This is a genomic window from Pseudoalteromonas sp. 2CM39R, assembly GCF_023161845.1.
In genome coordinates this window covers 1-12,049 of sequence record NZ_JALNTM010000031.1, presented here as the reverse complement: position 1 = coordinate 12,049, position 12,049 = coordinate 1, and the positions used below count along the sequence as shown (strand labels likewise).

Below are 12,049 nucleotides of genomic sequence, written 5' to 3'. Positions count from 1 at the left end.
TCATTTTTTCTTTTTCAGAGTCACTAAAATAATACGGTTAATAAGGTACCAAATACAGCCAATGCCTATAGCTGAGGTATACGCATACCACTGAAGTGTTTTTTCTTGAGGTTGTAGGAAGTACAAACAAAAGAAGCCACCTAAAAATAAGATCAGCGCTAAAAAGGAGTGGTTCATAAACATTTGCTGCTTTTTAATTCGCTGCTCACGTTGAAGTTGTTGAACTTGCTCGGCATTTAATTCAGCAACGTTACTTTGGCAATGTGGACACTGCGGATGTTTATCTGAAATTGATTTTGCACATTTGGGGCAACGAATAATCGCCATACATCTCTCTCCATACTACGCATAAAAAAAGCGCCTTTCGGCGCTTTTCATTGTACTTGTTTTATTGCTCTTTGTCTTTTTTGAATTTAACCCAATAGTTCATATTAGGTTATTAGGGTCTGTTTATTCAGCGTCTTTTGATTGCTTTTCAAGGCGCTTTTCCCAGAAGGTAGCATTTTTAATCCCTAATTTAACGGGATCAAACGTGATTTCTCCACCTTTCTTCTTCTGGTCTTCATAATCACTCAAACATGTTAAGGCCGGTTTAGCGACAAAGAAAATAGCTAATATACCCAATATGTTTATCCACGCCATTAAGCCAACGCCTATGTCGCCAATAGTCCAAATATAACCTGAGCTATTAACCATGCCGTAGGCTACCATAAACATAATCATAAGTTTTACCACTACAAGCGGAATACTTCCTTTAAAGTAGCGATTTAAGTACGCGATATTAGTCTCAGCAATGAAGTAATAAGCAAGTATAGTGGTAAAAGCAAAGAAGAATAAAGCGATACCTACAAACGCTTCTCCAAAGCTACCAAATACACTAAACAACGCCATTTGGGTAAATGCTGCTGACCCCACTTCAGTTGCCGCATCAACATTTTGTATAATGAATTGTCCTTCTGGCAAAGTGCCGACTACATTGTATTGCTGCGTCATTAAGATCATTAATGCCGTTGCTGTACATACAAAAAGTGTATCAACATAAACAGAAAAAGCTTGCACTAAACCTTGCTGTGCAGGGTGATCAACTTCTGCTGCCGCCGCTGCATGAGGACCTGTACCTTGACCGGCTTCATTAGAATAGATACCACGCTTAACACCCCAGCCAATTGCAGCGCCAAAGCCTGCTTGAGCTGTAAATGCATCACCAATAATAAGCGAGAAAATGCCTGGTACTTTGTCTATGTTTAAAAATACGATAATTAAGGCCAATACGATGTAACCAAGCGCCATAAATGGCACTACAATTTGGGTAAAATTAGCAATGCGCTTTATACCACCAAAGATAATAAACGCTAAAACGATTAGAATAATGGCTAATGCAACGAGTTTAAAACTGCCTACGTCACCAAAAGTTGTAGAGACCATAGTGCCATCACCAAATACTTGAGTGAATGCGTTGCCCACAGCATTTGCTTGCACGCCCGGCAGAAAAACTCCACAGGCTATAATTGCCGACACAGCAAATAAAACAGCCAGCCACTTTTGCCCTAAACAACGGTCAAAATAATAGGCTGGACCACCGCGGTATTGCCCGTCTTCTTCTAGTTTATAAATTTGACCTAATGTTGACTCAGCGTATGCAGTGCTTGCACCTAAAAAAGCAACAACCCACATCCAAAAAATAGCGCCAGGGCCACCAAAACCGATTGCGGCTGCAACACCGGCAATATTACCAACCCCTACTCGGCCAGACAATGAAACAGCAAGAGCTTGAAAAGATGAGATCCCTTTTTCTGAGGTATTAGGGCTAAATAGTAGCTTACACATTTCTTTAAAATGTCTAACTTGAGCAAATCGAGTTAGTACGGAGTAAAATAAGCCTGCGCCTAGGCATAAATAGATGAGTGCATTACTCCAAACAACATCATTAACGGCGCTTACAAAAGCTTCCATGAACATCCTCACAGTTATATTTATTATTATTAATTACCATACTCTGCTACTCAGAATACCTGTCATAAGCTTTACGAAATAAGGGGTTAATCTTTATCGTCTTTCTTATTGTTCAATCGATATTAACTTAAGTACTCAACCTTGTTAACAGTTAATTTTCAAAACAACTTATTGTTTATTTATATTGAGCCTGCTAAGACAACGTTTAACTGAGTGGGAATTGATTAAAATTATAGGTCATTAAATCTGTCGAGAAGGTGTATTGAAACGTTTTAGTGTTATGGTGGGAAATGATTTTTATTTTTTGATACGGCCGGTTTAGCCTAAAATAAAAAGGGTATCAAAATTATTGATACCCTTTAAAACAAGCGTTTTATCTTAAGTTGTCTACAACATTAACAATGGCTGCTAAGGTATCTTGACCAAATTGATATGAACGACGATCTGACCAGCCGTAATCTGGATCAGGTAAGTCATTATTATCTTTAAATGGCATTTCAACGGTGTAAGTAAGCGCTTTAAATTCTTCAGCGGTCGCTGATGAACCTACTGTTAAATTAGCTTGACCTGGTTCGTCTTTATCGTAGCCATGCGTATCTTGAAACTCTGGAGTAATAGTTAAAAGCGCGGCTTTAAAGCTGTCTTCAAGGCCTTTTAGGCGTGCATCATAACTTGGTATGCCTTCACTACCGGCAACAAAGTTATATGGAATGGCTTCATCCCCGTGAATGTCAAGGTGCATATCTAAGCCTGCTTCTCGCATTTTATTAAGCACTAAGTAAACTTCAGGACTATTTTCCATGCTTGGTGTTTGCCATTCACGGTTTAAGTTAACCCCTTTAGCATTAGTACGTAAGTGACCACGTGCACTGCCATCTGGATTCATATTTGGCACTACATAGAATACCGCTTTTGATAGTAAGGCTGCTGCATGTGGGTCTTCATCGTCAAGCAGCTTGTGTAATAAGCCTTCTACAAACCACTCTGCCATAGTTTCACCCGGGTGTTGGCGAGCCGTGACCCAGATGATTTTTTTATCTGCACTTGGCTGACCAATTTTAAGCACGCTCATATCACGGCCATCAAGGGTTTGACCTAGCGTCTCTAACTGACAAAGCTCTTGGCTTTGTGCCCATGATAATAAGTCTAAATGGCGGTCGTAGCTGTAAGGAGCAAAATAGGCAAAGTAAACGCTGCTACACTCAGGCTCAAGCTCAAATGTTAGTGTGCCATTTTCATACGAAGACGGTACACGAAACCATGTTTGACGGTCGTATGAGGCAACAGCTTGGTAGTCTACCCAACCATCTGGGTATGCAGACTTATCAAGATTATTAATATTTAACTGATGTAATTGATAAGGCGTTGTTTCAAGACGAAAGTGAAACCACTGATAAAACTCAGACTGATGATCTTTATTAATTTCTAACTGAATATTTAACGGATCGGTGGCTTCAATAACTTTAATATTACCACTGTCAAAATTGCTACTGATTTTCATTACAACAAACCTATTAGTTAACTGTGTGTCTTGACCAAAGGATTTAGCCAAGAGGTAAGTACGTATTAATGCACTTTAAACGGTTATTACTACGTACTCAATTTAATAAAGCGTACCATAACCACTACACTTTAAAAATCTTCAGACCTAAAAAAGCCAGCAAGTGCTGGCTTTTTTTAATTGCTCAAGTGTTTATCGAGGTAAACTTGGGAATGAGACTTCTGCCATATCGCGCATACAGCGAACTACCTGACAGCTATAACCAAACTCATTGTCGTACCATACGTAAAGTACAACACGGTTTTCATCAACAATCGTTGCTTGAGAATCAACAACACCTGCGTAACGGCTACCCACTAAATCGGTAGACACGATTTCAGTTGATGCTGTGTAATCGATTTGATCACGTAGGTCTGAGTGAAGTGCTGTTTCACGTAAAAACGCATTAAGTTCTTCAACCGTCGTGCTCTTTTCAAGATTCAAGTTTAAGATAGCTAATGATACGTTTGGTGTAGGTACACGGATTGCGTTACCTGTTAGTTTACCTTCAAGCTCTGGTAATGCTTTAGATACCGCTTTAGCTGCACCTGTTTCAGTGATAACCATGTTAAGTGCCGCAGCACGACCACGACGTTCTGCTTTGTGGTAGTTATCAATTAAGTTTTGGTCATTAGTGTATGAGTGAACTGTTTCAACGTGACCATTCTTAATACCAAACTGATCGTTTAATGCTTTCAATGTTGGTGTTATTGCATTAGTTGTACAACTTGCAGCACATACAATTTTATCTTCAGGTAAAATATCTTGGTTATTTACACCGTAAACGATATTTTTAATGTTGCCCTTAGCTGGCGCTGTTAATAATACTTTTGCAGCACCTTTAGATTCTAAGTGTTGACCAAGGCCAGCTTCATCTTTCCAAATACCTGTGTTATCAACAACAAGTGCGTTTTCGATACCGTAGGCACTGTAATCAACTTCGCTTGGCGAATTAGCGTAGATAACTTGAATGTAGCTACCATTAGCTTTAATAGCATTACGTTCTTTATCAATGGTAATTGAACCATTAAACGGACCATGGATAGAATCACGACGCAATAAGCTTGCACGTTTTTCTAAATCGCCATCTTTACCACCACGCACAACAATAGCGCGTAGGTTTAAGTCGGCGTATGGGCCTGACTTTTCAATTAGCAAACGTGCTAATAAGCGGCCGATACGACCAAAGCCGTAAAGAACTACGTCACGTGGCGCTTTAGGCTCAGAATTAACAATTTCAGCTAGCTCGTCTTTAACAAACTCTTCTACTGAACGGCCATTCGCAGCATCTGTGTATAAATAGCTGTATGCTAATTTACCAATATCGATACGGGCAGAATTTAATTCCATTTTGCTGATAGCTTCTAAGAATGGGAAGCTTTCACGTAGGCGAAGTTTAGTTCCTTCAAACTGGGCTACTGATTTATGAGACTTAATAATATCAATAGTGCTTGAGTTTACTAATGGACGGCCGTAAACAGCGATTTCAATACCACGATTACGGTACAATTTACCAATAATTGGTTGCATGCTTTCAGCGTAATCTTGACGTTCTTGCCAGCTACTTGTGTATTCTAACTCGTGAGATGAGGTCATTTTTTTTACCTAATTAAACAATTTTGAACGGATAGCCTAAGAATGTATCGAATTTTGAGAGCAACACATTCCTTCGGGCAGGCCTATTCTAATTTAATCTCATTTTATTCTCTACTGTTAGAGACTAAAGTTTAGGCTAGAATAATACTTTATTGATAATTGAGAGACTCGGATGGCTTTTAAGCACATAACCCTCACTTTTGTATTGTTGCTTGCAGGATGTGAAGAATCTTTTACCGTTGAAGATATTTGTGTGCAATCACCCGCCATGTGCAATGATCTTAACCAAGATGGCAACTGTAAAGCACAACGAGAACATACAATCTTTTATCGCTACCTCGAATCCTTACAACCAACCGATGAGAACAAATATCAACTACTCAAAGCGTTTGAGCATTACAACCAATGTATTGGCTTAGCCGCTAATATTCAGCATATAAAACTAAAAGGTAAAACTACTGCCCGTCGACGAGCCTACCTCACCAGTAATAGAGAAATGGCACGTATTTATCAGCAAACACAAGTAACCACTCACCCTGGCCTACTCTATTACCATTGGTCAAGAAACAATGATGAAACGGCACTCACCCGGCTACTTGCTCTAGAAAATACCCCCGAGGTGGAAACAAGTGCTGAAATGCAATTTTATTTAGCGTCTTATTACATTAAAGTTGATGAGCAAAAAGCAATTGATTTTTTATACAACACATTGGCATTAAATCAAGCTAAGCAAATACCTGATCCAGAAATATACACCTCTTTAATTAGCCTTTTCTATAAGCACCACCAATATAAGCACGCGTACATTTTTGCCAAAATAGCAGAGCTCTCTGGTATAAAAAATATCGATATATTATTAATTGAGCAGCAATTAATAGCACAAGAAAAGAATTTAGACAGTTTAGATGCCCTCGCCGAGCAAACATTACACCAAATAAACCAAGGAAAATTTATTTCTCCCCGGAAATAATACAACAGATACAAAAAAGGCAGCTTGCGCTGCCTTTTTGTTTATTTTTTGCTTGTGCCTACTTCGACACGGGTCTTTAACTTTTGCCCCGGCCTAAAAGTAACTACGCGACGCGCTGAAATTGGAATATCTTCTCCCGTTTTCGGATTACGTCCCGGTCTTTCTTTCTTATCTCGAAGATCAAAGTTACCAAATCCAGAGAGCTTAATCTGCTCGCCTTTTTCAAGCGCTGAGCGGATTTCTTCAAAAAACGCTTCAACTAAATCTTTGGCATCTTTTTTATTGATCCCGAGCTTTTCAAATAGGTGTTCAGCTATGTCGGCTTTAGTAAGCGCCATATCTAGTCCCTCAACGATGCATTAAACTGTTCGGCCAGTGCGGCCACCACGTTATCAACTACCTGATTGATATCTTTCTCTTCGAGTGTTCTATCAACCGCCTGCAGTGTTAGAGCAATCGCCAAACTCTTATAATTTGGCTCAATACCTTTGCCCTTATACACATCGAATAAGTTTAGGTCAACCAATTGATTTCCGCCAACTTTTCCGATGACGTTTAAAATATCACCAATTTTAACGCTGTCTTGTACTAAAATCGCGATGTCGCGGCGATTTGATGGGAATTTAGACACCCCTACAGCTTGAGGTAAATTTCTTTTTTCTAATGCCGACATTTCAATTTCAAACACAAAAGTAGCATTGTTGATATCTAACGATTTTTGCGCTTGAGGATGTAATGCACCAAAGAAACCTACTTTTTTACCATCAACATAAATAACGGCAGACTGGCCAGGGTGAAGACCATCCGATTGCTCAGCTTTAATTTCAAAGCGGCTAACATCGTTGGTAATTGCAAGTAATGCTTCAACATCCCCTTTTAGGTCATAAAAATCAACGTTACGTTTTTCTTCAACCCAATGCTCACCATGAACCAAACCAGTAATAACGCCACCAATAACAGGCACTTGGTATACACCATTTTCAGCATTTTCATCACTGATAAACTTAAGGGCGTGTTCAAATAAGCGAATACGAGGTTGTTGGCGGTTTTGGTTATACGCAACAGATGAAAGCAACCCTGGCATTAAACTTACACGCATCGCTGACATTTCAATTGAAATTGGGTGCGGCAATACCAATGCATTACACTCAGGGTGTAAAATAGCTTGCGCTTTAGGGTCAACAAAACTGTAAGTAATGGCTTCTTGATAGCCACGTGTTACTAAGGCATTACGAAAACGGCTCAGGGCAACAGTTGACTCATCATGCGTGGTCATTTTCAGTTTTGCAGTTGGTGCAACATTAGGAATGCTGTTATAACCGTATACACGTGCAACTTCTTCAATTAAATCTTCTTCGATACGAATATCAAAACGGTAGCTTGGTACATCAGCACTCCAGCTATCATTGTCAAATTTAACATCAAGTCCTAAACGCGTCAGAATATCGGTTACTTTCGCATCTTCAATATGATGACCAATAACGCGGTCTAAACGTGAACGACGTAAACTTACTTCAGTTACCTTTGGTAACTTATCAGCAGCCACAGCTTCAACAACAGGACCCGCTTCACCACCAACAATTTCAAGCAGTAACGCTGTAGCACGCTCCATTGCATCATGTTGTAGAGCAAAGTCTACACCACGCTCATAGCGATGAGATGCATCGGTGTGTAAACCGTAGCTACGTGCTTGACCAGCAATGGCAACAGGGTTAAAGAATGCGCTTTCTAACAGAATATCAGCTGTTTTTTCAGTAACGCCAGATTGCTCACCACCAAAAATACCAGCAATGGCTAGCGCTTTATGATGATCGGCAATCACTAATGTCGATTCATTTAACTTTGCAGTGTTACCATCAAGTAAAACTAATTCTTCACCTGCGTTTGCACTACGTACTTTAATTCCACCCTCAATAGCATTTAAATCAAATGCATGCATTGGGTGACCAAGCTCTAATAACACAAAGTTAGTCACATCAACTACCGGGTCGATTGAACGCACACCACTACGGCGTAGCTTTTCAACCATCCATAGAGGTGTTTCAGTATTAAGGTTAATGCCTTTGATAACACGCCCTAAATAACGAGGACAAGCTTCATCGTTAACCAACTCTATTGATACTTTATCTTCAATTGTCGGTGCTACCGCAGGAATACTTAATGTATTAACATCAATGCTGTTCAGTACGCCAACTTCACGAGCTAGGCCTTTAATACCTAAACAGTCACCACGGTTAGGGGTTAAATCTACATCTATGATATTGTCATCTAACGCTAAGTATTCGCGTAAATCTGTGCCAATCGGCGCGTCAAGCGGCAATTCCATAATGCCATCGCCTTCTTCGCTAATGCCTAGCTCATCAAACGCACACAACATGCCGTGTGATGGTTGACCACGAAGTTTGGCCTTTTTAATTTTAAAATCGCCTGGTAATACTGCACCAACAGTGGCAACAGCAACTTTAATACCTTGGCGGCAATTTGGTGCACCACAAACAATATCAAGCAATTCATCACCACCAACATTAATTTTTGTTACACGTAGTTTATCTGCATCAGGGTGCTGGCCACATTCAACCACCTCACCTACAACAACACCATTGAATTTGGCTGCTGCCGGCTCTACGCCATCTACTTCTAAACCAGCCATTGAAAGCTGTTCCGAAAGAGCTTGCGTATCAATTGCAGGATTTACCCACTCTCTTAACCACTTTTCACTAAATTTCATTTTATTTCTTCACTCTTAACGGAACTGGTTTAGGAATTTTAAGTCGTTTTCGAAAAACGCACGTAAATCGTTTACGCCGTAACGCAACATAGTTAAGCGCTCTACACCCATACCAAAGGCAAAACCGGTGTATTTTTCAGGATCGATACCAACAGACTTAAGTACGTTAGGGTGAACCATGCCACAGCCTAATACCTCTAACCATTTACCATCTTTACCCATTACATCAACTTCGGCTGAGGGCTCTGTAAAAGGGAAGAATGAAGGACGGAAACGAATTTCCATATCTTCTTCAAAAAAGTTACGTAAGAAGTCATGTAAAATACCTTTTAGCTCAGTAAAGCTAACGTCGGTGTCGACCATTAAACCTTCCACCTGATGGAACATAGGTGTATGTGTTTGGTCGTAGTCATTACGATATACACGCCCTGGTGAAATTATACGAAGCGGTGGCTGCTCTGTTTCCATGGTACGAATTTGCACACCACTAGTTTGAGTACGCAACACCAACTTAGGATTAAAGTAAAAGGTATCGTGGTCGGCGCGAGCAGGATGGTGCTCAGGAATATTTAGCGCATCAAAGTTATGAAAATCATCTTCAACTTCAGGGCCTGATTTAACTTCAAAGCCTAGTTCACCAAAAAAGCTTTCAATACGCTCAATTGTACGTGTTACTGGGTGAAGGCCACCAGAAGGCATAACGCGCCCTGGTAAAGTTACATCGATAGTTTCAGCAGCTAGTTTTTCTTCAAGTGCTTTACTCGCTAACAGCTCACGCTTGTCATTAATTGCGCTTTGCACATCTTGCTTAGCTTGATTGATTACCTGGCCTGCTTCTTTGCGTTCTTCAGGAGCAATTTTACCCAGTGTTTTAAGTAAGCTGGTGATCTCGCCTTTTTTACCAAGGTAGTTAACCCTGATCTCTTCTAGTTGCGCGATTTCACTGGCACTGGCAACTGCCTCAAGTGCTTGCGCTAATATATTTTCTAAGTTCATTCGATACCTGATCTTTCAAAGAAGGTGATTACAATTTAGTTAGCTAATGATAACTGAAAGCGGGGTCTAGATTCTAGACCTACTACAGCTTTAGCGTTGATTTTATGAAAGGAATAGTTAATTTTCGCTGTGCAGCCATGGATGCGTGATCTAATTTGTCTAATACATCCAATAATGCGCGCATATCACGACTTAAACGGGTTAATAAAAACCGCGCGCATTCGTCACTCAGTTCAAGACCGCGCATGTTTGCCCGCTTTACTAGCGCTTGTGCTTTATCATCATCACTCATGGAGCGAATTTGAAAGGTGGTACCCCACTTCAAGCGTGATTCTAAATCTGGCAAGCTAATATTAAGCATATTTGGCAGTAAATCAGCAGTTACTACCAGCATTTTATTAGGCTCATTAAAGCGGTTGAAGAAATTAAATAACGCTTTTTCCCATGCATCATTACCCGCTACTAAGTGAACATCATCAATACATAATACATCTAGCGCCTCAAGACCATCTAAAACCATCGGGCCAAAATGTAGAACTTCTCGCATTGATAGCAGCATATTCGATAAGCCGCGCTCCTGGGCTTGAATACAGGTGGCGTATAACAAATGGGATTTACCTGAGTCTCCTAAGCCACACAAATAAGTATACTGAAAAGCTTGAGATAGCTTAGAAAAGCTATCTTTAAGGTGGTTAACCTCTAATGAGTCTTCTCCCCCAAAATAAGAGGCAAATGTTTCATCATCCGGTAAAGTAACCGGTAGCGCCATTTGCATTGGCTCTTGAGTTAGCATTAGTTTTCAACCCATTGATACTCTAGGCTTTGCTTATCAACTATGTGATAAAAAGCACGGGGGTCGACATAATCTTTAAAGGCATTATCAAGACCAAGGGCTTTTTTAAGATCGTTTACAGTGCCGGTATGATCTAGCTTAAATTCAACAGAATCGGGAGTTTTACGTATAATAACCGCTTGGGTGACAACACTTAAGTTGAGTAGACGGCGCTTTGCCAACTCTATATCCACAAAATTATCTGTCCCTTTTAAGGTCAAATTGGCAGTACGTTGCTCATAATACGCATTCGGATCGATCGCATATTCGCCAGCTAAACCTTGCGCTAAATCATCAATCATTTGCGCAACGATTTGCTGTCTATAGCCAATAATTCGGTTAGATTCAAACATTTCGTCATTAGTAAAACGCCAATCTAATACCCAATTATCGGAGTTAAACTCTTGATACATTCTAGCAGTAATACTGCGCTCAGCACTGTAACGTTTAGATGCCTCTTCTACTGGTTCAGAAAAGTTCCCCCAAACCTCAGGGACACCAACAAGGCGTCTATCTTGTAAATCAAGCAAAGGTACAACGACAGGTAATCCACGACGGCTTGCCTTATCATAAATGAGCTGCTCTAACTGTGGGTAACTTTCTTGAGTTACTAGCTCTCGTTGCCTGTTATCTTCAATCCCTAACCAGATTGCAACCAGTGGTCGTTGCATTCCCCATAATGGCAAATTAAGCTCTTTGATTAGTGCATCGATTTTTCGTGCTTCAAACTTAACTAATAATTTAAGCTCTCCGGGGATACGCTCATCATATTCAAATTTCAGCATATAATCGGATATATCTTTAGTGCGTTGCTTAGCGACTCGATTTTCATCTGCGCTTTTGTCACCACTCACTTTTACTAATACGTTAAGCAACGCTTTGCGGCTAGCGTCTAAACGAGTATCACGAGATTTATCTTCTACGACCAAAATATCTTGATATAGATCAGTTACTTCAACTGCTGATACAGAAACACAAAAGAAAATGGATAAGGCGCTAATTAATAATCTATACACAGGCAAATCATTCATGGTTTTAAACTGTTTTGATCCTAAATCAAAGCCACTAACAAAGCAAAATTATATTTTTCTCAGTCACTAACGCCATTAAGCTCGCTTTAATGATCATAAAAAACCTCAAAGTAAATACCGACTAATTGGAGTCGGTGCGCTACGCAGAAGAATGTCTTAGTGCCCACAGCGATGGAGAGAGCCACATAACAAATGCTACGCTCTCATACTCTGTCGTGTTCTTCGTGTTCATTTATCCGTCCCACGCTACGATGGTCAGGTTAACGCAGTGCAACTGATAGCTGACGGCTGACGGCTGACGGCTGACGGCTAATACTTTCACTTTCCTGCAGACGTAAAAAAGCCCGACTCTTTCGAATCGGGCTTTCTCTTATTTGGAGCCTGGTAATGTCCTACTTTCACA

At 40.3% G+C, this 12,049-nt stretch carries 10 protein-coding genes; 1 reads left to right on the top strand and 9 read right to left on the bottom strand.

All coding sequences use genetic code 11. From position 1 onward, the window contains the following. The 4 genes from MTF66_RS34965 to MTF66_RS34950 all read right to left on the bottom strand — a co-directional run bounded on the left by MTF66_RS34965 (position 1) and on the right by MTF66_RS34950 (position 5,089). Positions 1-327 carry a hypothetical protein gene (locus tag MTF66_RS34965; protein ID WP_008114079.1) on the bottom strand — a complete coding sequence of 109 codons (327 nt, stop codon included), beginning with the start codon at positions 325-327 and terminating at the stop codon, positions 1-3. 123 nt (positions 328-450) lie between these two features. Continuing rightward, positions 451-1,953 carry a sodium:alanine symporter family protein gene (locus tag MTF66_RS34960; RefSeq protein ID WP_248530063.1) on the bottom strand — a complete coding sequence of 501 codons (1,503 nt, stop codon included), beginning with the start codon at positions 1,951-1,953 and terminating at the stop codon, positions 451-453. A 373-nt stretch (positions 1,954-2,326) separates the two neighbouring features. Beyond that, positions 2,327-3,454 (bottom strand): M14-type cytosolic carboxypeptidase, encoded by a 1,128-nt coding sequence (locus MTF66_RS34955; protein WP_054200633.1) that lies wholly within the window; start codon positions 3,452-3,454, stop codon positions 2,327-2,329. 192 nt (positions 3,455-3,646) lie between these two features. Next, on the bottom strand, positions 3,647-5,089 hold the full coding sequence (locus MTF66_RS34950; RefSeq protein ID WP_010392881.1) for a glyceraldehyde-3-phosphate dehydrogenase: 1,443 nt from the start codon (positions 5,087-5,089) through the stop codon (positions 3,647-3,649). Between the two features lie 172 nt (positions 5,090-5,261). Here MTF66_RS34950 and MTF66_RS34945 point away from each other — a divergent pair, with 172 nt between their 5' ends. Beyond that, positions 5,262-6,059: a DUF2989 domain-containing protein gene (locus MTF66_RS34945; RefSeq protein WP_138623242.1), complete on the top strand. Its 798-nt coding sequence runs from the start codon at positions 5,262-5,264 to the stop codon at positions 6,057-6,059. A gap of 41 nt (positions 6,060-6,100) precedes the next feature. Here the strand turns inward: MTF66_RS34945 and ihfA are convergent, their stop codons facing one another. The 5 genes from ihfA to MTF66_RS34920 form a co-directional block, all read right to left on the bottom strand. Then, positions 6,101-6,397, bottom strand: a complete 297-nt coding sequence (gene ihfA / locus MTF66_RS34940) for an integration host factor subunit alpha (RefSeq protein ID WP_008114070.1) — start codon at positions 6,395-6,397, stop codon at positions 6,101-6,103. Positions 6,398-6,399: 2 nt separating this feature from the next. Further along, entirely contained in the window at positions 6,400-8,787 is a 2,388-nt protein-coding gene (pheT, locus tag MTF66_RS34935; RefSeq protein WP_248530062.1) for a phenylalanine--tRNA ligase subunit beta, read from the bottom strand. A gap of 15 nt (positions 8,788-8,802) precedes the next feature. Next, complete coding sequence (pheS, locus tag MTF66_RS34930; protein ID WP_008468473.1) at positions 8,803-9,783, bottom strand: phenylalanine--tRNA ligase subunit alpha; 981 nt, start codon at positions 9,781-9,783, stop codon at positions 8,803-8,805. 82 nt (positions 9,784-9,865) lie between these two features. Beyond that, positions 9,866-10,576: a DnaA inactivator Hda gene (gene hda, locus MTF66_RS34925; protein WP_010392888.1), complete on the bottom strand. Its 711-nt coding sequence runs from the start codon at positions 10,574-10,576 to the stop codon at positions 9,866-9,868. Further along, positions 10,576-11,631 (bottom strand): DUF2066 domain-containing protein, encoded by a 1,056-nt coding sequence (locus MTF66_RS34920; RefSeq protein WP_054201186.1) that lies wholly within the window; start codon positions 11,629-11,631, stop codon positions 10,576-10,578. The genes hda and MTF66_RS34920 overlap by 1 nt, the downstream gene beginning before the upstream one ends. Positions 11,632-12,049 lie beyond the last annotated feature (418 nt).